At 64.6% G+C, this 25,546-nt stretch carries 23 protein-coding genes and 1 pseudogene; 11 read left to right on the top strand and 13 right to left on the bottom strand.

Going from position 1 to position 25,546, the window contains the following annotated elements:
- Positions 1-9 precede the first annotated feature (9 nt).
- From AC0L2O_RS14500 to AC0L2O_RS14515, 4 genes are all read right to left on the bottom strand, one after another.
- Positions 10-681 (bottom strand): HAD family hydrolase, encoded by a 672-nt coding sequence (locus AC0L2O_RS14500; protein WP_473370192.1) that lies wholly within the window; start codon positions 679-681, stop codon positions 10-12.
- 93 nt (positions 682-774) lie between these two features.
- A complete protein-coding gene (locus AC0L2O_RS14505) occupies positions 775-2,679 on the bottom strand; it encodes a sensor domain-containing diguanylate cyclase (protein ID WP_473370193.1) in 1,905 nt (634 codons plus the stop codon).
- A gap of 177 nt (positions 2,680-2,856) precedes the next feature.
- On the bottom strand, positions 2,857-3,078 hold the full coding sequence (locus AC0L2O_RS14510; RefSeq protein ID WP_473370194.1) for a dodecin: 222 nt from the start codon (positions 3,076-3,078) through the stop codon (positions 2,857-2,859).
- Between the two features lie 144 nt (positions 3,079-3,222).
- On the bottom strand, positions 3,223-4,473 hold the full coding sequence (locus AC0L2O_RS14515) for a glycosyltransferase family 87 protein (protein WP_473370195.1): 1,251 nt from the start codon (positions 4,471-4,473) through the stop codon (positions 3,223-3,225).
- A 315-nt stretch (positions 4,474-4,788) separates the two neighbouring features.
- Here AC0L2O_RS14515 and AC0L2O_RS14520 point away from each other — a divergent pair, with 315 nt between their 5' ends.
- Entirely contained in the window at positions 4,789-6,414 is a 1,626-nt protein-coding gene (locus AC0L2O_RS14520; protein WP_473370196.1) for a hypothetical protein, read from the top strand.
- 45 nt (positions 6,415-6,459) lie between these two features.
- Here the strand turns inward: AC0L2O_RS14520 and AC0L2O_RS14525 are convergent, their stop codons facing one another.
- The 6 genes from AC0L2O_RS14525 to AC0L2O_RS14550 form a co-directional block, all read right to left on the bottom strand.
- Entirely contained in the window at positions 6,460-7,017 is a 558-nt protein-coding gene (locus tag AC0L2O_RS14525) for an HNH endonuclease (protein WP_369720761.1), read from the bottom strand.
- Positions 7,018-7,232: 215 nt separating this feature from the next.
- The gene (locus AC0L2O_RS14530; protein ID WP_473370197.1) at positions 7,233-8,207 is read right to left on the bottom strand and encodes a peptidyl-alpha-hydroxyglycine alpha-amidating lyase family protein; all 975 of its coding nucleotides are present in this window, start codon (positions 8,205-8,207) and stop codon (positions 7,233-7,235) included.
- A gap of 126 nt (positions 8,208-8,333) precedes the next feature.
- The gene (locus tag AC0L2O_RS14535) at positions 8,334-10,097 is read right to left on the bottom strand and encodes a flavin-containing monooxygenase (protein WP_473370198.1); all 1,764 of its coding nucleotides are present in this window, start codon (positions 10,095-10,097) and stop codon (positions 8,334-8,336) included.
- 168 nt (positions 10,098-10,265) lie between these two features.
- Positions 10,266-11,789, bottom strand: coding sequence for an acyl-CoA synthetase (locus tag AC0L2O_RS14540; RefSeq protein WP_473370199.1), 1,524 nt, complete (start codon positions 11,787-11,789; stop codon positions 10,266-10,268).
- Between the two features lie 22 nt (positions 11,790-11,811).
- Complete coding sequence (locus AC0L2O_RS14545; protein WP_473370200.1) at positions 11,812-12,996, bottom strand: ABC transporter substrate-binding protein; 1,185 nt, start codon at positions 12,994-12,996, stop codon at positions 11,812-11,814.
- Between the two features lie 33 nt (positions 12,997-13,029).
- A complete protein-coding gene (locus AC0L2O_RS14550; protein ID WP_473370201.1) occupies positions 13,030-14,004 on the bottom strand; it encodes an NAD(P)H-dependent flavin oxidoreductase in 975 nt (324 codons plus the stop codon).
- A gap of 179 nt (positions 14,005-14,183) precedes the next feature.
- Here AC0L2O_RS14550 and AC0L2O_RS14555 point away from each other — a divergent pair.
- A pseudogene (locus tag AC0L2O_RS14555) lies at positions 14,184-15,070 on the top strand (LysR family transcriptional regulator).
- Here AC0L2O_RS14555 and AC0L2O_RS14560 read toward each other — a convergent pair.
- Positions 15,067-15,720 carry a DNA-3-methyladenine glycosylase family protein gene (locus AC0L2O_RS14560; protein ID WP_409191694.1) on the bottom strand — a complete coding sequence of 218 codons (654 nt, stop codon included), beginning with the start codon at positions 15,718-15,720 and terminating at the stop codon, positions 15,067-15,069. The pseudogene AC0L2O_RS14555 and the gene AC0L2O_RS14560 overlap by 4 nt on opposite strands.
- A 177-nt stretch (positions 15,721-15,897) precedes the next feature.
- Between AC0L2O_RS14560 and gluQRS the strand changes: the two genes are divergently transcribed.
- Positions 15,898-16,767 (top strand): tRNA glutamyl-Q(34) synthetase GluQRS, encoded by an 870-nt coding sequence (gene gluQRS, locus AC0L2O_RS14565; protein ID WP_473370225.1) that lies wholly within the window; start codon positions 15,898-15,900, stop codon positions 16,765-16,767.
- A 104-nt stretch (positions 16,768-16,871) separates the two neighbouring features.
- Positions 16,872-18,176 carry an ATP-binding protein gene (locus AC0L2O_RS14570; protein ID WP_473370202.1) on the top strand — a complete coding sequence of 435 codons (1,305 nt, stop codon included), beginning with the start codon at positions 16,872-16,874 and terminating at the stop codon, positions 18,174-18,176.
- Here AC0L2O_RS14570 and AC0L2O_RS14575 read toward each other — a convergent pair.
- A complete protein-coding gene (locus tag AC0L2O_RS14575; protein WP_369720768.1) occupies positions 18,103-18,996 on the bottom strand; it encodes a YihY/virulence factor BrkB family protein in 894 nt (297 codons plus the stop codon). The genes AC0L2O_RS14570 and AC0L2O_RS14575 overlap by 74 nt on opposite strands.
- 291 nt (positions 18,997-19,287) lie before the next feature.
- On the opposite strand from AC0L2O_RS14575, the gene AC0L2O_RS14580 reads away from it, so the two are divergent.
- The 6 genes from AC0L2O_RS14580 (at position 19,288) to AC0L2O_RS14605 (ending at position 23,332) form a co-directional block, all read left to right on the top strand.
- Positions 19,288-19,482, top strand: a complete 195-nt coding sequence (locus AC0L2O_RS14580; RefSeq protein WP_369720769.1) for a twin transmembrane helix small protein — start codon at positions 19,288-19,290, stop codon at positions 19,480-19,482.
- Positions 19,483-20,055: a cob(I)yrinic acid a,c-diamide adenosyltransferase gene (locus AC0L2O_RS14585; protein WP_473370203.1), complete on the top strand. Its 573-nt coding sequence runs from the start codon at positions 19,483-19,485 to the stop codon at positions 20,053-20,055.
- A 125-nt stretch (positions 20,056-20,180) separates the two neighbouring features.
- The gene (locus tag AC0L2O_RS14590) at positions 20,181-20,930 is read left to right on the top strand and encodes an electron transfer flavoprotein subunit beta/FixA family protein (RefSeq protein WP_409191696.1); all 750 of its coding nucleotides are present in this window, start codon (positions 20,181-20,183) and stop codon (positions 20,928-20,930) included.
- The gene (locus AC0L2O_RS14595; RefSeq protein WP_369720772.1) at positions 20,930-21,874 is read left to right on the top strand and encodes an electron transfer flavoprotein subunit alpha/FixB family protein; all 945 of its coding nucleotides are present in this window, start codon (positions 20,930-20,932) and stop codon (positions 21,872-21,874) included. The genes AC0L2O_RS14590 and AC0L2O_RS14595 overlap by 1 nt, the downstream gene beginning before the upstream one ends.
- A gap of 209 nt (positions 21,875-22,083) precedes the next feature.
- A complete protein-coding gene (locus tag AC0L2O_RS14600; RefSeq protein ID WP_409191698.1) occupies positions 22,084-22,965 on the top strand; it encodes a 3-hydroxybutyryl-CoA dehydrogenase in 882 nt (293 codons plus the stop codon).
- Between the two features lie 172 nt (positions 22,966-23,137).
- A complete protein-coding gene (locus tag AC0L2O_RS14605) occupies positions 23,138-23,332 on the top strand; it encodes a hypothetical protein (protein ID WP_409191699.1) in 195 nt (64 codons plus the stop codon).
- Here the strand turns inward: AC0L2O_RS14605 and tlpA are convergent.
- Positions 23,329-24,018, bottom strand: coding sequence for a thiol:disulfide interchange protein TlpA (gene tlpA, locus AC0L2O_RS14610; protein WP_473370204.1), 690 nt, complete (start codon positions 24,016-24,018; stop codon positions 23,329-23,331). The two genes, AC0L2O_RS14605 and tlpA, sit on opposite strands and share 4 nt — an antisense overlap.
- Positions 24,019-24,121: 103 nt before the next feature.
- On the opposite strand from tlpA, the gene argH reads away from it, so the two are divergent.
- Positions 24,122-25,519: an argininosuccinate lyase gene (gene argH / locus AC0L2O_RS14615; RefSeq protein ID WP_473370205.1), complete on the top strand. Its 1,398-nt coding sequence runs from the start codon at positions 24,122-24,124 to the stop codon at positions 25,517-25,519.
- Positions 25,520-25,546: the final 27 nt, after the last annotated feature.

Consider the following 25,546-nt stretch of genomic DNA (forward strand, 5'->3'; position numbering starts at 1 on the left):
GACACGCGTTCATCTCTCTGAGCACAGGCCGTGCTCGGACAAGGCCTTGCTGAAAGCCTCTAGCGACGTGTGATGATACGCAAAGAGGCCAGCCTCGCGTGCGCCGGTGACGTTTTCCGCGAGGTCGTCGACGAACAGGACGGTCTGCGGCGCCACCTGTAGCTCCGACAGGCAGAGGCGATAGCAGTGTGGATCCGGCTTGGCCGTCTTGAACTGGGCCGAGGTGTAGATTCTGGAGCCGAACAGCGGCCGCAATTCCGGCAGCAGCGTGTCGATATGGTCGGTCACGAGCGTGGTGTTGTTGGTCAAGACCGCAATATCCACGGTATCGCGCAAGCGGCCGGTAATCTCCAGCATGGCGCGATCGGCCGTCATCGAACGGCGCCGCGCCTCCACCCATTCATCGAGGGACAGCGGATAACCGATGCGTTCGCCGAAGCCCCGCAAATAGTCCGCGGCATCGAGCGCGCCGGAATCGCCGAGAAGTTCGAACCCGGCTTCCCAGATCGCCTTGTGGACGAACTCGCTGGTGCAGCCCGCAAGCTCCGCCAGAAATGCGACGCGCTTTTCCCTGTCGTAGTCGCAGAGGACATTGTCCATGTCGAAGAGGACAAGCTTGATCCCGTCAGTCACCAGCACACTCTCGGCCTGGCCGAGACATCCGGCCGTGGGCACAGTCATATCCGGTCGGAACGCATTCGACAAACCTTGGCTGCGAGGGGCGAACGTGTGATGGCCGATGTCGACCGCCGCGGAGGGTTGCAGCCGATTTGGTCAGGCGCTTTTTGCCGGCCAGGCCACGACCTGACCCGACATCACCAGCCGGTCGCGGCCGCTGTCCTTGGCGGCGTAGAGCGCGCGGTCGGCGGCTGCCACCAGCGCATTACAGTCGGTCGTGGTCTGGGATGGAAACCCCGTCGCGGCGCCGACGCTTACCGTGACGAGCCGCGACGGCAGATTCTGCGCATGCAGCATGGCGAGGTCGCGCAATGCGCCGCGAATTTCCTCGCCGACTCCGGCGCAGCCACCCGCGTCGATGTTCGGCAACAGCACCGCGAATTCCTCGCCGCCGTAGCGCGCCGCGAGATCGGCCGGGCGCTTGGCATGGGCGGACAGAATCCGACCCAGCACGCGCAGGCAACCGTCGCCCGCCAGATGCCCGTAGTGGTCGTTGAACGACTTGAAATGATCGACGTCGATCAGCAGGAGGGAAAGCTGCGTGCCATCGCGCCGGGCGCGTGCCCATTCGTCCGCGAGGCGCTCGTCAAATGCGCGCCGGTTGGCGAGCCCGGTCAGACCGTCGGTCGCCGCGAGCGAGGTGAGCTTGTCCTGCAAGCCCTTTTGCTCGGTCATGTCGCGCACCACCGCCACGACACCATCGATCTCGCCGCTGTCGGAGGCTCGCGTCACGTGCAGAGCCGCCTCGACCCAGATCTCGCCCTTCTCGCGATGGCGCTGACGATAGACAAGCCTCGCCTCCTCGGCCTCGCCCTTCTTCAGCGCGGCAATGGTCTGCGCGACCCGTTCCATATCCTCCGCGTGGATGCCGGCCACGGACGACGTGCCGACGAGATGGTCGGGAGACCAGCCGATGATGCGCGCGCATGACGGAGAGATGTAGAGCAGCCGGTCGTCCAGGTCGATCCGGGTCACCATGTCGCTGGATTGCTCGGCCAACAGGCGGAAATGGGCTTCGTTGGCGGCCAGGACCTGTGCCGTGCGCTGGCGCTGCAACAGCTGGCGGACTAGGTAGAAGCCGATCACCGCGATCAGCAGCACGAGGCCAAGGACGACGCTCATGCGTACGAGCGCCGCGCGTAGCCAGGGAGCCAACACCTCATCCTGCGACTTGCTCGCGAGCACCATCAGGGGATACCGGCTGCTGCGCTGGTAGTAGCTCAGCCGCTGGACGTTATCGAGCGGCGATTTGAAGTAGTAGACGGACGCGGCCGGCCGGCTTTCCCATTGCTTGAACAATGGTGCATTCGACAGGTCGCGTCCCACGAAGGCGCCGCTGTTGTCGCCGCTGCGCGCCAGCATAATGCCGTCATTGTTCAGCAGCGACGTCGAGCCGTTCGAGCCGACGTCGAACCGTTCGTAGAACCTGACGAAATAGTCGACGTCGATCGTGAGCAGGGCCACGCCGGCGAAGCTGCCATCGGGATGGTTGATCCGCCGCGACGCGGTGATGACCCACTGGCCGCCGGCGCGGCTTTTGACGGGCCGCCCGATCAGCGTGCCCGGATCCGGCGAGTCGCGATGACGCTGGAAATATCCACGGTCGCTGTTGTTGAGCTTGGAGAAATCGACATGCTCGGTGGTTGCAAGCCATCGGCCGGTCTCGTCGTACACGAAAATGCCGCGAACGCGGTCCGATGATTTGCGGGTCGGCAGATAGGCCTGCAACTTTACGATCGTGTCCGGGCCGGTTCCATCGAGCTCAAGCCGATGCACCAGACCGATGAGGAGCGTATCGACCAGCTCGAACGTGTCGTCGGCATGCTGGACCAGCGATTGCGCCAGATTGGCGACGTCGATCTCGGCGTTCTTGAGTTCGGTAGCGCGCGCTTCCCATTCGCGCCAGCCACTCAGGCCGAGGATCGCGGCGCAGATCAGCACCACGAATCCCGCTGCCCAGAGCGGAAGACGCGTCCTGCCGAATTCGCGGCCCGTGATCATCAGGCTTGCTCCGTTCGGCGCAAACCTCTCACTTTGGCCTTAACGGGCTATTGCATCATCCGCGCGCATTGTGCGAACCCGTATTCGGCCGGACGAGCCCCGTCGACATTTCGACGGGTTACGCTCGGAGGATGTTAACCATGCCGGTCCGCACCGGCGTCGCTCGCCGCTGCTGCCTCATCCTTCCAGCGTGAACCCGACGCGCAGCGTCACCTGATAGTGGCGCACGGTGCCGTTTTCGATGTGGCCGCGCGTCTGCACCACCTCGAACCATTTCATCTCGCGAACGGATTTGGCGGCGCGGCTGACCGCATTCTTGATCGCATCCTCGATCGAGTTCTCGGACGATCCGACCAGTTCCAGAATCTTGTAGACGTGATCCCGCTCGGCTGTGGGCATGGTGAGCTCCCTCGGTTGCGCCGCGGCACACGCCGCGTGGGCCTCCCAACTGAACGAGCGCCGGGCTTTCCGGTTCCGTGATCCGCATGGGCCGCATACGGCAGCGGCATGACCACTCAGGGCAAGTGCGCGACGTGCGTGAAGTTACGCGGGCTCACCATGCAGGCGGACCGCCGCCGGTTTGGCGTCGCGCAGCAGCAACCACAACAGCATCGCCAGCACGGCCATGAGCGCGAATCCGCCGACGGCCGGGGTCATGTAGCGCTGCAAGTCGCTGGAGCCGACCTTCTCCGCGGCTAGACGCGCCGATTGCAGCAGCCCGTAGGCATTGGCCAGCAGGATGAGCCCATAGATCGCGCCGCGCTCGCGCGGGCTCGCCAGCGTGGCAAGATCAGGAAGCAACAATGCGAGACCGATCCCCACGATCGGCAGGTCGTAGTCGTAGGCGTAGGGGCTGATCATCACGGAGGCGACCGCGGCGACGCCGAGCGCGAAGCGGTGCGACGGTCCGCGTGCGACGGCGAGTGCGACAGCGACGAGCGCGAGACCCGCCATCGCCATCTGCCCCCAGAACGCTCCGGCAGCGGGGACGCCGGCGTTGTACAGTGCTGCATAGGCCGAGATCATCCGAAACAGCTGGTACCGGCCCTCCTCCAGATAGTCTGCAGCTTCCCGGATGCTGCCGAGCCAGGCGATCCAGATCTGCGGGCCGAAGGCGAGCGTGCAGAGGAGCGAGCTCGCGACCACCACGGCCGCGGCCGTCAGGACCGTCGGCCAGCGGCGCGTCAGCAGCATGTAGGCGCCCGCTGCAATGGCCAAATGTGGCTTGATGACCATCACGCCGAGCGCGAGGCCCGCCAGAACCGGGCGCCGTTCCGCGTTGATGCAGATCAGTCCGATCAGCGCTCCCGTCAACAGGCCGTTCTGGCCGCAGGCTATCGCGATCGCGATCGCCGGGAAGACGACGACGAGCACCTGCGCAAAATTGTTTCCCGCTACGGCACGAAGCGCCATCAGATAGGCTGCGAGCGTGACCGCCGTGAAGACAAAATAGGCGGCCCAGCCCGGCAGGAATGCGAGCGGCGCGAGAAGCAGGTCGAATTGCGGCGGGTAGGTCCACGGCATGACGTCAGCCGGGCCGCCGGCCGCCGCGTGCTGCATCTTCAGGAACGACGAGAACTGATAGGTCAGGTCGAGATCGCCAAGCCAGCTCCGTTGCGCGACAATATGGAAGGCCGCAAAATCGGCGGTCTGGCCGCCGTACCAGAATCCTGCCTCAAGGAACCGGAAGGTCTTGATGACGAGTATGGTGGCCAGCAGCGTGACAATGACGCAGACATAAATCGTCCGCTTGCGTGGCGACGCCTGAATCTGCTCCAGCGTTGAGGTGAGCATGAGAATGAAGCGACCTGGCCAATTGACGGAGGATCGAACAACGGGAAGCGCCGTTGCGCGTGGGGCAGAGCTTGCCGCCTCAGGCTTAACGGACGGTAACGGGTCGTTCATGCAGCTCAGAAACGTGATGCCCCGGACAGTGAGGCCAGGAGCTCATCGTCGTTAACGAATGCTGACGCAAAGGATCAGGCATGCCTTGTGATCAGGCATGCTTGGCGATCAGGAATGCTTGGCGGAAATCCGTGATTAAACTCTTGCTCGTATAGGGTGCGGTGGACGAGGGCTGGGTTCGGCTTTGGGTCCCGGGAGAGCTCTGTGACGGTTGCCGTGAACGATTGCGATCGCCTGAACCAGGCAGGCGGGTTGTCGTCCGCGAGCTCCAGCGTTCGCGTGTGGACACGCCCCTCAACCGTTGCCGTGCTGATCTGGTTCTGGCTGTTTGCCGCCGAGTTCGTCGCCAGCTTGGCGCAGTGCGACTTCAGGCTCGTCTTCACCCTCGATGACGCCTATATCCATCTCGCCGTTGCCGACCAGATTCTCTCCGGCGGATATGGCGTCAATGCCGGTGAATATTCATCGCCAAGCTCCTCGATCATCTGGCCTTATCTTCTCGCGCTGACCGAGGCGCTGCATCTCGGCGCATTCGGCCCGCTGCTGATCAACGGCGCTGCCGCATGTGCGACAGTGTTTGCTCTCCTGCGTGCTCTGGAACAGAGCGGGTTGTTCGATGACGCCAACGATCGGCCGTTCGGCTATTTGATCGCGCTGATCCTGATATTCAACGTCAGCGCCGTGGCGCTGCCCATGACCGGCATGGAACACAGCGTTCATGTGTGGGCGTCCGTCGTAACCTTCGTCGGCTTGATTGCGGCGGCTCGCGGAGGCACGCCAACGCCGCTGCACTTTATTGCTCTGGTGCTGCTTCCCCTGATCCGGTTCGAGGGGGCCGCGTTTGCCTGTGCGGCCATTGCCGGCTTCGCGCTGCTCGGTCATCGGCGGTTTGCCGCCGGCGCCGCGCTCGTTATCGTCATGAGCTTGGCTGGCTATTTCGCGCTGATGGCGTCGCGCGGTCTTCCGCTGCTGCCGAGTTCTGTGCTGTTGAAAGGCTATCTCGCCAATCTCGACGAGTCCGCGGGCAATTTGCCCGCGCTTGTCAAGAATATGATGCGGAGCATAACCAGTTCCTATGGCCTGCGGCTTATTCTGCTCGGCCTTGCGCTGGCCGGTTGCGCCTCCTGGCTGCGCACCGAACGCAAGGCGCCGGTCGTCTGCCTGACCATTCTTGCAGCCATCGCCGCGCATCTGGTGTTCGGTCAATATGGCTGGTTCAACCGGTATGAGGTCTACATCATGGCACTTGCGGCGGCAGCGTTGCTTTGGGCCGTCGCGCAGCTCAGGCCGAGCTTGTCCGCCTTGCAGTGGTCCGTCACGAAAGTCGTGCTGGTCGTGGGGCTCGGCGTTGCTGCGATGCCTTACGCGACCACCGCGCTGGTCACGCCGATCGCTGCGAGTGATATCTACGAGCAGCAATACCAGATGGCTCGTTTCGCCCAATCGTTTTACAGGCGCGCGGTTGCGGTCAACGATCTCGGGCTGGTCGCCTACGGCAATCGCCACTACGCGCTGGATCTCTGGGGCCTTGGTTCGGAACAGGTGCGGAAGGCAAGGACCGCGGGGCAGTATGGACCTGCGGAAATGGCAGCGCTTGCCAGCGATCACGGTGTCGGCCTGGTGATGATCTACGACGCCTGGTTTCCGAAAGGTGTGCCGTCGACCTGGACAAAGGTCGCCGTGCTGCGAACGACGACGGTGACCCTGTCGCAACGAGATGTCGCCTTCTACCGCACGCCATTGGCCGACGCGGCGGAGGTGACTGCAGCGCTCGAGGCATTCAAGCCGACCATTCCGCCGCGGGACAGGCTGGACATCATCGCGCCGTAACCGGCTCCAATACCGAGCAGCACGAGGAGGCGATGTGCGCCACCGCTACGGATCCAGCTCCGTATCCCAGTACAGATAGTCCAGCCAGCTCTCGTGCAGATAGTTTGGCGGAAACAGGCGGCCGTTGCGGTGGAGCTGGTGCACCGTCGGGGCGAAGGCGTGCTGGCGCGGAAACATCTTGGCCTGGACCGGCGTCAGATTTCCCTTGCGCAAATTGCAGGGCGAGCACGCCGCAACCACGTTTTCCCAGGTGGTCTGGCCGCCTTTGCTGCGCGGGATGATGTGATCGAAGGTGAGGTCCTCGGGCGAGCCGCAATATTGGCAGGCGAAACGATCGCGCAGGAAGACGTTGAACCGGGTGAAGGCGGGGTGGGTGGTCGGCTTGACGAAGGATTTGAGCGAGACGACGCTCGGCAGCTGCATTTGCAGGGTGGGACTATGAACCGCCTGATCGTAATGCGCGACGATATTGACGCGTTCGAGGAACACCGCCTTGATCGCGTCCTGCCACGACCACAGAGACAGTGGATAGTAACTCAGCGGCCGGAAGTCCGCATTCAGCACCAACACCGGCCAACTGCCTTGCGAGACATGTGCGTTCAAGTAACGCTCCCGGCCTCCATGTACGCTGCGAAGCAGCATGTACAGACATACTACATGCAGCGTGACGGGATTGTGAAGCCCGTTGAGCGACTTATTCAGGCCCAAGCAATACGGCGACGGGGTGGCAAAACGGCTCAAAAAGCCGCGATCCGGCGCGGGTCCAGCCGACGCGGAACTATGTTGCCCCAGCGTATCTCCGGCCTTGCGCCTGAGGGTTATTCGCGCACCCGCTCCAGCTTCTGCAAGCACCGCGTCGCGCGCACCACCGCCGGCATCTCCTGGTCCGGAAAGCTGGTGTCCCAGTTGGTGACGCCGACCTCTCCGACATAGATGTCGCCCCTGGAATCCAGCGCGATGCCATGTGGCGCCAGAAACTTGCCGCTGGCGATGCCCGGGCCGTCTTCGCCGCCGAGCCGCGCGATGCGCTTGCCGTTTGCGTCCACGATCGACAGCCGCGGGCCGAGATTGGCCACATTGCGGTTGATGGCGAGGCCTGGACCGAGTTCACCGATCACGAAGGTCGGTGTCTTGCCGCCGCAACAGCACAGCGCGCAGGGCCGGTGTAGATTGTTCCACTGCGTCTCGTATTTGCCCTCGCCATTGAACACTTGCACGCGATGGTTCTCGCGGTCGGCGACATAGACCCAGCCGTCGGCATCGGTCGCGATGTTGTGCACGATATTGAACTGGCCGGGATCGGTGCCGGGCTCGCCCCAGCTTGTCATCAGCTTGCCGTCCGGCGTGAACTTGTGCACACGGGCATTGCCATAGCCATCGGAGACGTAGATCTCGCCCTTCGGCGACAGCGCGGAGTGCGTGCAGCGATGGAAAGGCTCGCCGCTCATGAAGGCGGCGGGTTTTGCGGGGATCCCGATCGTCAGCAGCACCTTGCCGTCGGTGGTGCATTTGCGCACGGTGTGGTCGCCGTCATCCGTGCAGTAGAGATTGTCGTCGGCGTCGATATGCAGCCCGTGCGCGCGGGAGAACAGGCCTTCACCAAAGCTGCGCAGGAAATTACCTGCGCGGTCGAGCACAACCATCGGATGGGCACCGCGGTTGAAGACGTAGACCTGGTCCTTGCTGTCGACCGCGACCGCGGCGACATCGGTCAGCGTCCAGCCGTCCGGCAGCTTTGCGAAATTTTCGACGACGCGGTAACGGTGGTCGCCGCTGCCGAGAATGGCTGGCATTGAATGTCCTCTCTTGTTGTCATTCCGGGGCACGCGAAGCGTGAACCCGGAATCCATCGTACGGCATTTTCGGGGACGAATGGATGCCAGGTTCGCGCTATGCGCGCCCCGGAATGACGGGTGTGGTTACGTTCGCCCCAAAATCCCTTCCTCAATCGCCTTGATCTGCAGCGCGAGATATTTCGAATTGATCCGGCATTGTGCGAGGCTGCCGGCGATGAACCACAGGCCCGGCTGCCCGGTGCGCGCATACATGTTGCGCAGCTCGAGGCCGTCGCCAAAGCCCCAGATCGGGCCGACGCGATCGGCGACCGCGTCCCCGAACAGCTTTCGCACCAGACATTCCTGCGGCTTGTAGCCGGTCGAGAGCACGACGAGATCGGCGGGGAGGATCGCTCCATCGTTCATCCGCGCGCCATCGGCGACGAAGCTGACGATGTCGGCGAACTGGATGAGCTTGATGGCGCCCTCGACGATGAGGTTGGAGCAGCCGACGTTGAAATAATAGCCGCCGCCGCGGGTGAGGTATTTGAACTGCCAGCCGGTGCCGGCCTCGCCAAAGTCGAGCTTGAAGTCGACGCGGCGGAGGCCGTCAAGAAGCTCCTTGTCGAGCTCTTTCGATTGCTCCGTCAGCATCACATGGGTCTTCCTGGCGAGCGGCGTCGGCATCGAGGTCGCGATCAGATCGTTGTCCTCGAGCGTGCCCTCATTATAGATCGCGTAGGCGAGTTGCGCCGACGGCTCGATATTGGTGACCAGCGTCGGCGAACGCTGCACCAGCGTCACATCCGCGCCACTGGAACAGAGATCCTGCGCGATGTCGTGGCCGCTGTTGCCGGTGCCGATGACGATGGCGCGCTTGCCTCGCCATGCCTCGCCGTCCTCGTAGCGGCTCGAATGCAGCAGCGTGCCGTTGAAATTCTCCAGGCTCGGAATGTGAGGGACGTTTGCGATACCGCTGACGCCGGTCGCCATTACCACATGGCGCGGATGCATGGTGCGCCTGCTGCCGTCGGCGCGTCGCAGCGTGACTGTCCAGTGGCCCTCTGTCTGGCTGTAGGCACCTGCCTCGAATTCGGTGCCGGTCCAGAAATTCAGCTCCATGGCGTCGACGTACGACTCGAACCAGTTCGCGAGCTTGTCCTTGGGGATATAGACCGGCCAGCTCGGCGGAAACGGCATGTAGGGCAGATGGTTGACCTGCACCTGGTTGTGCAGGGTCAGCGCGCGATACCGCTTGCGCCAATTGTCGCCGATCCGCGCCTCGCGATCCACGATCAGCGTGTCGATATTCAGCTGCTTCAACCGCGCCGCGATCGCAAGCCCGGCCTGGCCGCCGCCGACCACCAGCACGATGGGATCGCGCTCACAGTACTCGCGCGAGGCATTGCGCAGGTCGAGCCAGTTCGGCCCGCGGAAATCGCGCGAATAGGCCTGCCCCCGCGGCCGCGACGTGCCGAGCTGCTCCTCAAAGCCCTTCAATTCATCGAGCGCGGTGAGCAGCGTCCATGCCTTCAACCGGTCGCCGTCGGCGGCATCGGGGACGAGCCGCAGGATGCCGCTGCCACGGCCAAGCGCAGTCTCGAACTGGAAGATGGCCTCAATCGTGTTGGTGCCGGCGCGGGCGACCCAGCGCGGCGGCGCGCGGTTTGTCGCGATCTTGAGATGGCTTGGCGCCGCCTTCGGTGCGAGCGCGGGCAACGCATCCACGATCGCAGCGCGGCCCGCGATCGTCTGCAGGTTCCAGCTCAATGCCAGCACGTCGCGCCAGTAGCTGTCGACAGCGAAGAGGCGGTTCAGCGCAGCGCCATCGGATTGGCCGAGCACCCGCTCGAATTCATCGAGCCAGGCTTGCGCAGATGCGGAAATGTCTTTCGTCCTGTCCAGCATACGCGACCTCGTGCCGTCTTCGCGGCGTTTCCTCTGAGGTCGACCGTATACCGTATCGCGATGCGCAAAAAAGCCGCCGATCCAAGCGGTGCGGGCATGTGACCTTGCTCTGGCGGCATGCGGCCTGACGCTGTTTCGGGCTTCCGCCTCCGCCTCCGCCGCGTCAGCTTACGCGCCGGGACTCCGGCTGGCCCAATACGGCTCCCGCAGCTTGCGCTTGAAGATCTTTCCGGTGGCCTCGCGCGGCAGCGCGTCGCGGAATTCGACGTCCTTCGGCACCTTGAAGTTGGCGAGCCGCTCGCGCAGGAACGATTGGACGGCCGCGGATGAAAGTTCGGCACCCGGTTCGGGCTCGACATAGGCGCACAGCCGCTCGCCAAATTCGGCGTCGGGTATGCCGAACACGGCGCAGTCGTGCACGCCCGGCATTCCAATCAACGCGTTCTCGATCTCGGCGGGGTAGATGTTGACCCCGCCGGAGATCACCATGTCGCGCTTGCGGTCGCACAGAAACAGGTAACCGTCCTCGTCGAGATAGCCGACGTCGCCGACGCTGACCAGGCCGTCGCGGCCGGCCTCGGCGCGGGCCTCGGCCTTGCCGTGATAGTCGAAATCCGGGACCGAGGTCTGCCGCATGTAGATCTCACCGGGCTCCTTCACGCCGCACGGCCGGCCGTCGCCGTGGAAGATCTTGACGATGCCGCCTTCGATGGCGCGACCGACGGTGCCGGGCTTCTTCAGGGCTTCGGCAGCGGAATGCCACACCGGAATTCCGGTCTCGGTCGAGCCGAAATATTCGTTGATGACCGGCCCCCACCAATCGATCATCGCCTTTTTCACGTCGGGCGGGCAGGGCGCAGCGCCATGAACGACGAAGCGCAACGAGGACAGATCATAACGCCGCTTCACGGCGTCGGGCAGCCGCAGCAGGCGCACGAACATCGTCGGCACCATATGCATGTGGGTGACGCGATGGTGCTCGACCAGCTGCAACAGCTCTTCCGGATCGAACCGGGCCTCCAGCACGATGGTGCAGCCGCTGCGATAGGCCAGCATGCCGTAGGAGTGCGGGGCGGAATGGTACATCGGGCCGTTGATCAGCACGATCTGCCTCTCGTTCGGCTTGACGCCATAGGCGATCGCGCCGACGCGTTCGGAGGCCGCGACCTGATCGGGGCGCATTGGCATCCGTCGCACGCCCTTCGGCATGCCCGTGGTGCCCGAGGTGTAAAACATCGGCGCGCCGCGCTGCGCTGGCTGGGCGAGTTCCGTCTGGTCGTCCCGCCACTTGTCCCAATCGGTCAGTCCGTCCGGAACTTCCGTCAGCGCGGGCGGGATGTCGAACGCCGTGGCGATCTCCGGCGGCGTCGGCACCACCATGAGGGTCAGGCCGTCGGGCAGACCGCCGCTGATCTGCGGCAGCAGGTCGGCATGGCAGATCAGGATGTCGGCGCCGCTGTCGGCAAGGATGTAACGGACCTCGGCGGCCTTCAGGTGCCAGTTGATCGGCACCACCGGTCTGCCGAGCGCAGCTGAAGCTGCGACCACCTCGAACAGTGCGAAATCGTTGCGCAGCATCATGGCGACCGGCGTGCCCTCCCGTCCGCCGAGCGCGCTGAAGCCGCCCGCCGCGCGTCTGATCCCTGCATGGAGGTCGGGATAGTCGATCCGGCGTTCACCGCTGATGATCATGTCGCGTCCTTATCCGCCAGGCCTAGCGGTCGTCCAGCACGTCGCCGAAACTCACCCAGCTCTTGCCGTTGAAGCGTCGCAGCTGAAGCTGCTGGAACGGCAGATAGTCGTCCGGGGCGGTCGTGACGGTCATGCCCGGCAGCAACAGCGGCAGCTTCACGTCCTTGAGCGAGGCCGCCTGGCGCATGATGTTGTCGCGGCTGAGGTCATCCTTGCACGCCTTGAGCACCGTCATCAGCAGCGTGGCATAGTGGTAACCGGCGGCGTAGTTCGAATTGGAGAGATCCGCGGTCGGCATGTACTGCTTCATGAACGCGAAATACTCCTTCGCGCCGGGATCGTCGGCCCATTGCGGGTCCATCGTGTCCTTCTGGTTGCTCGACGAGATCAGGCCGACCGCATTGTCCAGCCCAGCCGGCTCCAGGAACGAGATCGACGAGGCCGAGGTGGGCACGAAGAACAGGTCCGGCTTCCAGCCGATCTCGGCCACGCCCTTGACCATCTGCGAGGTGAACTTGCCGAGCACGACGCCGAACAGCACGTTGGCGCCCGAGGCCTTGAGCGTCGACAGCTGCGAGCTGATCGTCGGCGCGCTGGTCTCGTAGCTCGCCTCCGCGATGATCATGCCGGCCGCCTTGGGCCCGAGCGCGCGTTTGAAGCCCGCGACATAGTCGCGGCCGAAATCGTCATTCTGCGACAGGATCGCGATCTTGGCGTCGGGTTTGGTCTGCAGAATGTATTTGGCATAGACCACGCCCTCGGATTCGTAGGCCGCCATGCCCGGCATGGTCCACGGATTCTTCTGCGGATCGGCCCATTTGGTGGCGCCCGAGAGCACGAACAGCTGCGGCACCTTCTTGGCGTTGAGGTAGCGCTGCACGGCGCTGTTGGTGGCGGTGCCGAGCGAGCCGAACATCATCAGCACCTCGTCCTGCTCCACCAGCTTGCGGGTTTGCTCGACCGTCTTCGGCGGCGAATAGGCGTCATCCAGCGTGATGAACTTGATCTTGCGTCCGTTGATGCCGCCTTCGGCATTGACCTTGTCGAAGAACGCCTCCTGGGTCCGCCCGATCGCGCCGAAGCCTGAGGCCGGACCGCTGTAAGGCAGGGTCTGCCCGATCCGGATCTCGTCGCTGCCCTCGGCGCAGGCGCCCCCGGCGGCGAGCGTCAGCAAGGAAATGCCGATTAGTACAGCTGCAAGCTTCATGGTGTCCTCCCGGTGTCTTGTCAGTCTGAAACGTCAGGCGCTGGCGCGGATCAGCAGATCCTGCCGGGCCTGATCGAATTCCGCTTTCATCCGATCGACCAGCTCGGCGACCGGCGGCGCGTCGGTGATCTGGCCGATGCCCTGGCCTGAGCCCCAGATATCGCGCCATGCCTTGGATTTCGTGTTGCCGCCGGAACCGAAATTCATCTTCGTCTTGTCGGCGACCGCCAGATTGTCTGGATCGAGCCCGGCGGCGGCGATCGAGGGCCCGAGATAGTTGCCGTGCACGCCGGTGAACAGATTCGTATAGACGATGTCGTGGGCGGCATGCTGAACCAGCGCCGTCTTGTACGCTTCGGCTGCGTTAGCCTCCGCGCTCGCGATGAAGCGGGTGCCCATATAGGCGAGATCGGCCCCGAGCGTCACGGCGGAGGCGACGCCGAAGCCGTCGCTGATCGCGCCTGACAGCAGGATCGTGCCCTTGAACCATTGCTTGACCTCGCGCACCAGCGCGAACGGCGACAGCATGCCGGCATGGCCGCCGGCGCCGGCGCACACCAGGATCAGCCCGTCGACGCCTTGCTCGGCGGCCTTGCGCGCATGCTTGACGTTGATGACGTCGTGGAACACCAGCCCGCCATAGGAGTGCGCGGCCTCGACGATCTCGGCCGGCGGCCGCAGCGAGGTGATGATGATGGGGGCCCTGTGCTTTACGCAGGTTTCCATATCCTTCATCAGCCGGTCGTTGGAGGCATGGCAGATCTGGTTGACCGCGTAGGGCGCGACCTTTTTGCCGGGATTGCGCGACTTGTATTCGCCGAGCTCATCCTCGATGCGGCTCAGCCATTCGTCCAGCTTCTCGACCGGGCGGGCGTTGAGCGCCGGAAACGAGCCGACCACGCCCGCCTTGCACTGCGCGATCACCAGCTCCGGTCCGGAGACGATGAAGAGCGGCGAGCCGACCACCGGCAGTTCGAGGCTATCTTTCAAGAGAGCGGGCAGCGCCATCATGTCCTCCCGGAAACGAGCCCCGCGGGCGTGCGGTGGGGGAGGGCGTTTCCTGTTGATCGTCGCCGGCGGCTTGCCGGCCGCATTCGCGGATTTGACGCCACTATAAGGGTTGGCGAGCGGGCCCTGATCGTTCAATATTGAACGGCCGACCATTCAGGTTTGAACAGAGGCGGAAGGTGGATTGGGACCTTTGCAAGACCTTCGTCGCGGTGGCCGAGACCGGCAGCTTCACCGCGGCGGCACGCCGGCTGCACACCAGCCATCCGACCGTCAGCCGCAAGATTGCAGCGCTGGAAGCTCAACTCGGCACCAGATTGCTGGTGCGCGCCGCCGAAGGGCTGGCGCTGACAGCGGACGGCCGGACGCTGCGCGAGCATGCCGAGACGATGGCGGCGGCAGCGCTGCGGGCCGAGACGGCAGTCGCGGCGGGAGGGCACAAGGCGCGCGGCACGGTCAAGCTGTCGATCGGCGCGACACTGGCTTCGCACTGGCTGATGCCGCGCCTGCCTTCCTTCCTGCGCGCGCACGATCACATCCAGCTCGAGATCATCACCCATCCGTTTCCGGCGAGCGTACGCCGGCGCGAGGCGGACGTGGTGCTGCGCCCCTTCGACAGCGGCGAGGAAAATCTGGTCGGCCGCAAGATCGGCCGTCTCGGCACTGGATTCTATGCTTCACGCGACTATGCCGGCGCACGGCCATTGCCCGAGCGGCGCGGCGAGTGGAAGGGCCACAGCGTTGTCGGGTTCGCCGACCAGACCTCCAATGTCCAGCTTGCGCGCTGGAGCGACGTCGTCACGGTCAGGCCACGGTCGTGATGCGTTGCTCGTCGCAGGGCGACATGCTGGCGGCGGTCCGCGCCGGGATCGGAATCTCCGCGCTGTCGTGCTTCGTTGCGGAAAGCTATCCAGATCTGGTGCGCGTTGCGCCGCAGAAGCTCGCGAGCGTGGCGGACCTGTGGCTGTTGGCCCATCCCGACCTCGTCGAACTGCCGGCAGTGCGCGCCGTCGTCGATTTCGTCGCAGAATGCGCCCGAACCGATCGCGCGAGCTTGCGCGGCTAGGTTTGCCCGGCGATCACGCCTTCGCGCTTCTTCACCGCGCGGTAATAGCTCCACCACAGATGCGCGGCGGCACCGCGCAGCGGCCGCCAGGGCTCGGCGAGCGGCGCCATCTGCTTTTCCGTCGGTCGCCCCGGCAAGCCGAGCCCGATGCGGATGCCCTCCTGCACGGCGAGGTCGCCTGCAGGCCAGGCGTCGCCATGGCCGAGACAAAACAGAAGATAGACGTCCGCGGTCCACGGTCCGATGCCAGGCAGCGCGATCAATGTGTGATGGGCAGCATCGGCGTCTTCTTCCGCGAGCACGTCGAGATTCAGCCGCTCCGCCATGATTTCGCGCGCGAGATGCTTCAGCGTCTTGATCTTGGCCGCGGACAGCCCGAGCCGCCCCAACCGGTCGGCGCGCGCGCGGCGCACCGCATCATGGTCGAACGGATCGAACGCGGTCGACAGCCGCCCCCAGATCGCCGCGGCGCTCGCGGTCGAGAGCTGTTGCCCGCAGACGATATGGGCAAGCCCCGCAAAGCCCGGCTCACGCCGCCGCAATGCCGGCATGCCCGCGATCTCGAGTATGGGCTTGAGGCGCGGGTCGCGCTTGATCAGCGTGTGGATGGCGTTTTCGAGGTCGGATTGGGTTTCGAGGTGGATGGTCATGGTGGCCTAAACTCATCATGCACGGGCTTGACCGCGTACCGAATATCTTACTCCGTCATTGCGGGGCGGTGCGAAGCACCGAGCCCGGAATCTCGAGATTCCGGGCTCGTTGCTGCGGACCGCCCCGGAATGACAACCGCGACGGTCAAGCCCGGCCATGACGAGTTCTTTCGCATGATGCCACCCATTTTCCGATTTGCCCCCAGCCCGAACGGCCTCTTGCATCTCGGCCACGCCTATTCTGCGCTGCTGAATTCCGACCGTGCGCGCGAGACTGGCGGGCGATTGCTGCTGCGCATCGAGGACATCGACGCCACACGCTGTCGGCCCGAGTTCGAGACCGCGATCTACCAGGACCTCGCCTGGCTCGGCATTGCCTGGGACGCACCGGTGCGGCGGCAGTCCGAGCATCTCCCGGATTATCGCGCCGCGCTGGAAAAGCTCGCCGCACTCGACCTCGTCTATCCCGCCTTCGAAAGCCGCGCCGAGATCGCAAGGCTCGTGGCCGCGCGCGAGGCCGAGGGGCCTTGGCCGCGCGATCCCGACGGTGCGCCGCTTTACCCCGGCGAGGCGAGATCAATGCCCCCCGGTGAACGGGCGCGGCTGATCGCCTCCGGCGCGCCTTATGCGCTGCGGCTCGACATGGCGGCCGCCTGCGCCCGCGTTGCCGGCCTGACCTGGAACGAACTCGGCGAAGGTCCCGGCGGCGAGCGTGGCGTCGTTCCCGCGCGAGCCGAGGCCTGGGGCGATGTGATCCTGGCCCGGAAGGAGACCCCGACGAGCTATCATCTATCTGTAGTCGTGGACGACGCGCTCCAGGACATCAGTGAGGTGGTGCGGGGCCAGGACCTGTTTCATGCCACTTCGGTCCACCGCCTGCTGCAAGTCCTGTTGGGCCTGGGCGAGCCCGCCTACCGCCATCACGCCCTGATTCGCGACGGCGAGGGGCGGAAGCTGTCGAAATCGAGCCGCTCGACGGGCCTGCGGGAGCTGCGCGCTGCCGAAGCCACACCTGCAAGCATCCGCCATCTGGTGGGATTAGGTTAAGTTTCTCTGGGGGTTAGCAAAACGCCGCCGTGACTCCGGGCATTCCGCTGTGCCATGCTCGCCAACCAGCCCGGGGTTCGAAGCGGATACTTCGAAGGGGATTTATGGCGGCGAATACGCGCTCAGCGCGCACCACGCGGACGCCCAGGCAATCGCCTCGGAAGCGATCCGGGACGGCCGCTAAGCTGCGCAAGCGCAGCACCCCGGCCGAACCGGACGTGGTCCAGGCGGCGCTCGCTGCCTTTGCCCACGAGGTTCGCACCCCTCTGACCGGGATCCTGGCGATCAGCGATCTCCTTGCGACCTCCGATCTCGGCGAGCGGGAACGGCGCTGGGCCGACACGATCAAGGCCGGCGCCGAACACCTGGCGAACCTTGCCACCCTGTTTGTCGACGCCGCCAAAACCGGGAGAGGTGGCGGGAACGGCGGAAGCTCGCTGCGGCAGGACCTGTTCGACCTGCGGGCGCTTGCCCGCAGCACCGGTGATTCCCTCGCCGGGCGCGCCGCAGCCAAGGGCCTTCAGGCCGAAGTCGATATCTCCGAAAAGCTCCCCGGTCTCGTGGTCGGCGATTCCGTCCGCCTGCGCGCGGCGCTCGAGAACCTGATCGACAACGCCGTGAAGTTCACCGACCAGGGCGGCGTCGCGATCTCGGCCATGCCTTGGCGACCTGCCAATGGCAGCCGAAGTGGCGAGGCCAACGATAAGGCCAAAGACAAGATCAAGGACAAAACCAAGCGCAGGGTCGGCGTTGCCTTCGCGGTGTCCGACAGCGGTATCGGCCTGACCATGGCCGAGATCAAGCGGCTGTTCCGTCCCTTCACGCAGGCCAATGTCACCATTGCCTCGCGCTTCGGCGGCGCCGGCCTGGGGCTGTGCTCGGTCAAGCAACTGGCGCGCGCGATGGGCGGCGACATCACGGTCGCACCGCGGCGCGGCGGCGGTGCCACGTTCACGCTGACGGTCTCTCTCGATGCGGCGGGACCGGTGAAGTCCCGCAAATCGGGCGCCAGCGAAACGGATGCGCTGGTGCCGTTGCGCGTGCTCAGCGTCGAGGACAATCCGTTCGGGCGCGTCGTGCTCAACACCATCCTGACCGAGCTCGGCCATCATGCGGAGTTCATCGGGCGCGGCGAGGACGCGGTCAACCGGCTCGCGCAGGGAGCATTCGACGCGGTACTGATGGACATGGTCTTGCCGGGCATCGACGGCGTCGAGGCGATCAGGCAAATCCGCAACATGCTGACACCGCTCGCTCAAATCCCCATCATTGGGGTCTCCGGCCGCGGCGAGGACGAGGCGGCGTCGCGCGAAGCCGGCGCCGACGCCTTCCTGGTCAAGCCTGTGTCTCCGCGGGCATTAGCGACTGCGCTGCTTGAAGCGACACGCCGTGAGGAAGCCGCGATTTGATGATCGCGGCGTTGAGCTCGCCGCCGTACACGAAGATCGCGGCGATGAAGTACAGAAACACCAGCGCGATGATCACCGAAGCGAGCCCCGCATACATCGTCACGTAATTGTTGGCGAAGCGCGCCAGGTACTGTCCGAACACGATGCCCGAGATCAGCGAGGCCACAATGGTGAAGACGATGCCGGGCAGGATCTGGAGGAAGCTGCGCCGGCCCGCCGGCAGCCAGGTGTGCAGGATGATCAACGCCACCACCAGAGCGCTCACGGTGATGCCGTAGCGTAGCCAGGTGAGGATGCTTTCGTTGGACTCGACGAACAGCGGAATATGGCTCCGCGCAGCCTCGATGATCAGCGGGCCGAGCACGATCAGAAACGCCATCGCCAGCGCGGTGAAGGCCGCGATCAGCGTGTAGCCGATCGATTCCAGCCGCAGCCAGTACCAGCGCCGCATCTCCACCACCGCGTAGGCGCGGTTGAGCGCAACCCGCAGCGCCTCGACGCCGTTCGAGGCGAAGTAAACCGACAGCACCGCGCCGACGGTGAGCACCCCGGAACGCGTGGTGGTCAGCACATCGTGCACTTCGCCCGAGATCGAATCCGCGACCTGCTTGGGCCAGACCTGGAGCATCAGGCTGGCGGCCTGGTCGGCGAGCTCCTTGGAACCGAAGAAGCCGGCGAGCGAGGTCAGCACAATCAGGAACGGAAACAGCGCCATCAATGTCGACAGCGCGATATGGCTCGCGATCGCCCAGCCGTCATCGGCCAGGAACGTGTAGAACGCATCCATCACCACGACGTAGATGTAACGGATTGCTTTCACGCGCCACCTACCCCGCTGGTGCCAGTCCCTCGCCCCGGGTGCGAGGAGAGGCGAAGAAGAGAGGCAATTGGCGCAAATCGGAAAGCATCCCCTACCATCTGATATTATTGGGCTAAAAGCCAGATCACGCAGCGCCCTTTGTCATTCCGGGCCGCGCGAAGCGCCAACCCAGAATCCATCCAGCGGCGGCGCAAGTCTTGAAAGGGATTCCGGGCTCGATGCCTCGCTTCGCCCCGGAATGACCGGGTTGAGACGATGGCGCATCCGCAAACACGGTGTTATCTACGGCAAATGGCATCCCTTTTGAGTACGTTCATCCTTCCGGTGGCGGCCGGCGCCGTGGCGATCGTGCTGCTGCTCGGTCTGGTCAACATGATGCGCGGCGGCTCGCCCAACACCTCGCAGAAGTTGATGCGTTGGCGCGTGCTGCTTCAGTTCGTGGCGATCGTCATCGCCATGCTCGCGGTCTGGGCGATGGGGCACTAGATGGTCACGTTGAACCGCATCTATACGAAAACCGGTGACGATGGCACGACGGCGCTCGGCTCCGGCGAGCGCCGTCCGAAATATGATCTGCGCATCGCGGCCTATGGCACCGTCGACGAAACCAACGCTGCGATCGGCGTGGTGCGGCTCCACACAAAGGACGCGCCTGAACTCGATGCAATGCTCGGCCGCATTCAGAACGATCTGTTTGATCTCGGCGCCGACCTCGCGGTGCCCGAGCGTGAAGGCAAAGCCGAACGGCTGCGGGTTGTGGCAAGCCAGGTCGAGCGGCTCGAGCGCGACATCGACGCGCTCAACGACAAGCTCGCGCCGCTTACCTCTTTCGTGCTGCCGGGCGGGACACCGGCGGCGGCCCACCTCCATGTCGCGCGTACAATTTGCCGCAGGGCGGAACGGGTCATGGTGGGACTGGCGGCCCAGCCGGGCGAGCCGGTGGGCGCGGCTGGCATCCAATATATGAATCGGCTGTCGGATCTCCTGTTCGTGGCGAGCCGCGCGGCTAACCAGAATGGCGCCGGCGACGTGCTCTGGGTTCCGGGCCAGAATCGCTGACCCATCGAGATCAGCATTTCAGGGGGCTAAATTTAGGCCCCTTCGCGCGTTGACCGGGCCGGATCAGGCCTTTAGGTTCCGCGCCAGTTGATAACCCCCTTCCCAAATTGAGTGAAAGAGGATCGATGAAGGTCTTAGTGCCGGTAAAGCGGGTGGTCGATTACAACGTCAAGGTCCGCGTCAAGAGCGATGGATCGGGCGTTGAACTCGCCAACGTCAAGATGTCGATGAACCCGTTCGACGAAATCGCGGTCGAGGAAGCGCTGCGCCTGAAGGAAGGCGGCAAGGCCACCGAAGTCGTGGTGGTCTCCATCGGACCGGCGCAGGCCTCGGAGACGATCCGCACCGGTCTCGCCATGGGCGCCGATCGCGGCATCCTGGTGAAGGCGGAAGGCGCAGTCGAGCCGCTCGCGGTCGCCAAGATCCTGAAGAAGATCGCCGAAGAAGAGCAGCCTGGCCTGATCATCCTGGGCAAGCAGGCGATCGACGACGACAGCAACCAGACCGGCCAAATGCTGGCCGCACTGCTCGGCTGGTCGCAGGCGACGTTTGCCTCGAAGCTCGAGGTCGAAGGTTCAGACTTCAAGGTCACCCGCGAAGTCGACGGCGGCTTGCAGACCGTCAAGCTCAAGGGACCGGCGATCGTCACCACCGATCTGCGTCTCAACGAGCCGCGCTATGCGTCGCTGCCCAACATCATGAAGGCCAAGAAGAAGCCGATTGCGGACAGGACCGCCGCCGATTACGGCGTCGATCTCACTGCGCGCCTCGAAGTTCTCAAGACCACGGAGCCCGCGGGCCGCAAGGCCGGCGTCAAGGTCAAGGACGTCGCCGAGCTGGTCTCGAAACTCAAGAACGAAGCCGGGGTGCTCTGATGACGACGCTTCTGATTGCCGAACACGACAATGCGTCGCTGAAGGATGCGACCAACAAGGCCCTGACCGCGGCCGCCGCGCTCGGCGCGGATGTCGAGGTGCTGGTCGCCGGTGAGAACGCCAAGGCCGCGGCGGATGCTGCCGCCAAGCTCGCAGGCGTCAAGAAGGTGCTGCTCGCCGACGGCGCGCTTTACGCGCACGATCTCGCCGAGCCGCTGGCCGCGCTGATCGTCGCGCTGGCCCCCGGCTATGATGCGATCGTCGCGCCCGCGACCTCGCGCTTCAAGAACGTGATGCCGCGTGTCGCAGCCCTGCTCGACGTGATGCAGGTTTCGGAGATCACCAAGGTTATCGCCCCCGACACCTATGAGCGTCCGATCTATGCCGGCAACGCCATCCAGACCGTGAAGTCGAAGGACGCCAAGAAGGTCATCACGGTCCGCACCTCCACCTTCGCGGCGGCTGCCGAAGGTGGCAGCGCGCCCGTCGAGACCGTCGCAGCTGCGGCCGATCCGGGCCTGTCGTCCTTCGTCGGCGAGGAAGTTGCCAAGAGCGACCGCCCCGAGCTGACCTCGGCCAAGATCATCGTCTCCGGCGGCCGCGCCATGCAGAGCCGTGAGAACTTCGCCAAGTACATCGAGCCGCTCGCCGACAAGCTCGGCGCCGGCGTCGGCGCCTCGCGCGCGGCGGTCGATGCCGGCTATGCGCCAAACGACTGGCAGGTCGGCCAGACCGGCAAGGTGGTGGCTCCCGAGCTCTACGTCGCGGTCGGCATTTCCGGCGCGATCCAGCATCTGGCGGGCATGAAGGATTCCAAGGTCATCGTCGCGATCAACAAGGACGAGGACGCGCCGATCTTCCAGGTCGCCGATTACGGCCTGGTCGCCGACCTCTATCAAGCGGTTCCTGAGCTCACCGAGGCGCTCGGCAAGCTCGGCAAGTAAAAACGCAGTAAAAACACCGGCCGGAGTGCTATACTCCGGCCGGTGTTTCTTTTTGCGGCGTTTTCTTTGGCGTGGGGCACGCCGGGGAAGCGATCCAATCTAGGTTTCGAGCCGAGATTCTGATTAAATCATGCTTCTGATAAAATCAGGCCTCCCGGCTCAGGGGATTAGGCAGGCGCGATCTGCGCGCCGTTCCGGTGGATGACATTATGGCGGCAGTGATCAAGAAGGTCGGCGTGATCGGCGCGGGGCAGATGGGCAGTGGCATCGCGCATGTCGCGGCGCTGGCCGGCTTCGACGTGGTCCTCAACGACATCTCGGGCGATCGCCTCAAGTCGGGCATGGCCACCATCAACGGCAATCTGGCACGCCAGGTCTCGAAGAAGGCGGTCACCGAAGACGACAAGGCCACGGCGGTCGGGCGTATCAAGCTTGCCGAGAAGCTCGACGACCTCGCCGACTGCGATCTCGTGATCGAGACCGCGGTCGAGAAGGAAGAGGTCAAGCGCAAGATCTTTCACGAGCTCTGCGCGGTGTTGAAGCCGGAGGCGATCGTCGCCTCCGATACGTCTTCGATCTCGATCACGCGGCTTGCCGCCGCGACCGACCGGCCCGAGCGCTTCATCGGCATTCACTTCATGAATCCGGTGCCGCTGATGGAACTGGTCGAGCTGATCCGCGGCATCGCCACCGACGATTCGACCTTCGAGGCGTCCAAGGAATTCGTCGCCAAGCTCGGCAAGCAGGTCGCGGTCTCCGAGGATTTTCCGGCCTTCATCGTCAACCGCATCCTGCTGCCGATGATCAACGAGGCGATCTACACGCTGTATGAAGGCGTCGGCAACGTCGAGGCGATCGACGCCGCGATGAAGTTGGGGGCGCACCATCCGATGGGCCCGCTCGAGCTCGCCGATTTCATCGGCCTGGATACCTGCCTGTCGATCATGCAGGTGCTGCATGAGGGCTTGGCCGACTCCAAGTACCGACCGTGCCCGCTGCTGGTGAAATACGTCGAAGCAGGCTGGCTCGGCCGCAAGACCCAGCGCGGCTTCTACGACTACCGCGGCGCCAAGCCGGTTCCGACCCGGTAAGGCAACGCTGCCGCAGGGGGGCAAAGGCGCAAAGCGCCGTGCCCGCCATGCTCCGTCATCGCCATGACGATCGGTGAGCGCGCTTTGCTTTGCCCACCCCACCGCGCTTCCCGACAATTCATGCCGCGTTAACCGCACGCCGGTAGCTTACCGCTCGCAAGAGGGTTTGCGTATGGATACGATGGCGATGGTCAGCACCATGCTGGCCTCTCAGCAGGGCGCGCTGCAGTCGAATATCGCGGCGACGCTGATGAAGCAGAATGCGGATGCGGAAAAATCCGCGGTTCTGACGCTGCTCGGCGCCGGCCAGCCCTCGCTTGCCAATGTCGGCGCGGGCGTCGGCGGTAATCTCAACGTCACTGCCTAAAGTGCGGCTGCGGCCGGGCCCAGCGCGGCGCGGATCAGCTTGAGTGCGTCGTCGCTCCCCCATTCCGCCGGTCCCGCGATCGTCGCGATCTCGCAGCCCTGCGGATCGACCAGCACCGAGGTCGGCATGCCCAAGGCCCGGCCTATGGCCTTAAGATCTTGGAAAACCTTGGCTTTTTGGTCGTTGAAATAGCCGAGCCGGGTCAGGCTGGCCTCTTTGAGGAAGTTTTTCGGCTTCTCGGGGTCGCGGGTGTCGATATTGATCGCCACCACCTCGAAATTCGGCCCCGCCAGCTTGGCCTGGAGTTGGTCCAGCGCCGGCATTTCCTTGCGGCAGGGCACGCACCAGGTGGCCCAGAGGTTGACCAGCAGGGTCTTGCCGCGGAAGTCGGACAGCTTTTTCGGCTTGCCGTCGGCATCCTCGAAAGCGAGGTCCGGCAGCTTCAGGGGCGTGCTCGCCATTGTCAGCGCCGCCACCTCGCCGCGGGCGAGTGGGGCGATCTTCTGGGCTGTCGCGACCGCTGCCCGGCAGATCGGATCGCCTCCAGAGGGCCGGCTCAGGCCCAGCCCATACAGCGCAGCGAAGGAGGCCAGCCCCCCGACCACCACTGTGGCGACGACGAGGGGGATGCGGCGCGTGGCCGACCGGGCCCTTCGCTGGTCAAGCATATCGTTGGGGTCGAGCATATCGTTTGTCATCCGGTCGCAGATATGGCTATCAGGGGCCTCTTAATACGGCTGGCTTCCGCCAGCAAACGTGCGGCGACCAGCAAGGCGTGAGCAGGGGATCATGAGCAACAAGATGTGGGGCGGCCGGTTCTCGGAACGCCCCGATGAGATCATGGAAGAGATCAACGTTTCCATCGACGTCGATCGTCACCTCTACGCCCAGGACATTGCCGCGTCCAAGGCCCACGCCGCGATGCTTGCCGCGCAAGGCATCATCACGGCCAGTGATGCGAAAAATATCGGCAAGGGTCTAGACACGATTTTGTCAGAGATCGGCAAGGGCGGCTTCGAGTTCAAGCGCGCGCTCGAGGACATTCACATGAATGTCGAGAGCCGCCTGTCGGACCTGATCGGCCCCGCGGCCGGCCGCCTGCACACGGCGCGCTCCCGCAACGACCAGGTCGCGACCGATTTCCGTCTCTATGTCCGCGACATCCTCGACGAGACCGATGCCGCGCTCGCCACGTTCCAGGCGGCGCTGGTCAATCGGGCGCTCGAACATGCCGCGACCGTGATGCCCGGCTTCACGCATCTCCAGACCGCGCAGCCCGTCACCTTCGGCCACCATCTGCTCGCCTATGTCGAGATGGCCGCGCGCGACCGCGGCCGTTTCCAGGACGCGCGCAAGCGGCTCAACGAATCCCCGCTCGGCGCCGCCGCGCTCGCTGGCACCTCGTTCCCGATCGACCGCCATGCGACCGCAAAGGCGCTTCTGTTCGACCGCCCGATGGCGAACTCGCTTGACGCGGTCTCCGACCGCGACTTCGTGCTGGAGACGCTGTCGGCAGCCTCGATCTGTGCCGTGCACATGTCGCGCTTTGCCGAAGAGATCGTGATCTGGACCTCGCCGCTGGTCGGCATGATCCGGCTCAGCGACAAGTTCACCACCGGCTCCTCGATCATGCCGCAGAAGCGCAACCCGGACGCCGCCGAACTCGTGCGCGCCAAGACCGGCCGCGTCATTGGCGCGCTCAATGGCCTGCTGATCGTGATGAAGGGCCTGCCGCTCGCCTATCAAAAGGACATGCAGGAGGACAAGCAGGGCGCGATGGAGGGCTTTGCCGCGCTGTCGCTGGCGATCCGCGCCATGACCGGGATGGTCCGCGATCTCGTCCCCGACGAGGCCAAGATGAAGGCGGCGGCGGGCGAGGGCTATGCCACCGCGACCGATCTCGCCGACTGGCTGGTGCGGACGCTGAAGATGCCGTTCCGCGAAGCTCACCACGTCACCGGCCGCATCGTGGCCAAGGCCGCCGAGGGCGGCGTGGCTCTGCATGAGCTCCCCCTCAAAGAGATGCAGGCGATCGAGCCCAGGATCACCAAAGACGTGCTCGGCGTGCTCTCGGTCGAATCCTCGGTGAAGAGCCGCACCAGCTTTGGCGGCACCGCGCCGAAGAACGTGGCGGCCCAAGCCAAGGCTTGGGTGAAGCGGCTGGAAAAAGAGCGAAAATTGGGCTGAGGGCAAAATTTCGCTTATGTTTCATGG

It is taken from the genome of Bradyrhizobium sp. Kon10 (assembly GCF_055807395.1).

What these genes read in the sequence shown, in the direction of transcription:
- AC0L2O_RS14500 (WP_473370192.1), bottom strand. Translation starts at nt 681, where the DNA reads ATGACTGTGCCCACGGCCGGATGTCTCGGCCAGGCCGAGAGTGTGCTG.
- AC0L2O_RS14505 (WP_473370193.1), bottom strand. Translation starts at nt 2,679, where the DNA reads ATGATCACGGGCCGCGAATTCGGCAGGACGCGTCTTCCGCTCTGGGCA.
- AC0L2O_RS14510 (WP_473370194.1), bottom strand. Translation starts at nt 3,078, where the DNA reads ATGCCCACAGCCGAGCGGGATCACGTCTACAAGATTCTGGAACTGGTC.
- AC0L2O_RS14515 (WP_473370195.1), bottom strand. Translation starts at nt 4,473, where the DNA reads ATGCTCACCTCAACGCTGGAGCAGATTCAGGCGTCGCCACGCAAGCGG.
- AC0L2O_RS14530 (WP_473370197.1), bottom strand. Translation starts at nt 8,207, where the DNA reads ATGCCAGCCATTCTCGGCAGCGGCGACCACCGTTACCGCGTCGTCGAA.
- AC0L2O_RS14535 (WP_473370198.1), bottom strand. Translation starts at nt 10,097, where the DNA reads ATGCTGGACAGGACGAAAGACATTTCCGCATCTGCGCAAGCCTGGCTC.
- AC0L2O_RS14540 (WP_473370199.1), bottom strand. Translation starts at nt 11,789, where the DNA reads ATGATCATCAGCGGTGAACGCCGGATCGACTATCCCGACCTCCATGCA.
- AC0L2O_RS14545 (WP_473370200.1), bottom strand. Translation starts at nt 12,996, where the DNA reads ATGAAGCTTGCAGCTGTACTAATCGGCATTTCCTTGCTGACGCTCGCC.
- AC0L2O_RS14550 (WP_473370201.1), bottom strand. Translation starts at nt 14,004, where the DNA reads ATGGCGCTGCCCGCTCTCTTGAAAGATAGCCTCGAACTGCCGGTGGTC.
- AC0L2O_RS14560 (WP_409191694.1), bottom strand. Translation starts at nt 15,720, where the DNA reads ATGACCATCCACCTCGAAACCCAATCCGACCTCGAAAACGCCATCCAC.
- gluQRS (WP_473370225.1), top strand. Translation starts at nt 15,898, where the DNA reads ATGCCACCCATTTTCCGATTTGCCCCCAGCCCGAACGGCCTCTTGCAT.
- AC0L2O_RS14570 (WP_473370202.1), top strand. Translation starts at nt 16,872, where the DNA reads ATGGCGGCGAATACGCGCTCAGCGCGCACCACGCGGACGCCCAGGCAA.
- AC0L2O_RS14580 (WP_369720769.1), top strand. Translation starts at nt 19,288, where the DNA reads ATGGCATCCCTTTTGAGTACGTTCATCCTTCCGGTGGCGGCCGGCGCC.
- AC0L2O_RS14585 (WP_473370203.1), top strand. Translation starts at nt 19,483, where the DNA reads ATGGTCACGTTGAACCGCATCTATACGAAAACCGGTGACGATGGCACG.
- AC0L2O_RS14590 (WP_409191696.1), top strand. Translation starts at nt 20,181, where the DNA reads ATGAAGGTCTTAGTGCCGGTAAAGCGGGTGGTCGATTACAACGTCAAG.
- AC0L2O_RS14595 (WP_369720772.1), top strand. Translation starts at nt 20,930, where the DNA reads ATGACGACGCTTCTGATTGCCGAACACGACAATGCGTCGCTGAAGGAT.
- AC0L2O_RS14600 (WP_409191698.1), top strand. Translation starts at nt 22,084, where the DNA reads ATGGCGGCAGTGATCAAGAAGGTCGGCGTGATCGGCGCGGGGCAGATG.
- AC0L2O_RS14605 (WP_409191699.1), top strand. Translation starts at nt 23,138, where the DNA reads ATGGATACGATGGCGATGGTCAGCACCATGCTGGCCTCTCAGCAGGGC.
- tlpA (WP_473370204.1), bottom strand. Translation starts at nt 24,018, where the DNA reads ATGCTCGACCCCAACGATATGCTTGACCAGCGAAGGGCCCGGTCGGCC.
- argH (WP_473370205.1), top strand. Translation starts at nt 24,122, where the DNA reads ATGAGCAACAAGATGTGGGGCGGCCGGTTCTCGGAACGCCCCGATGAG.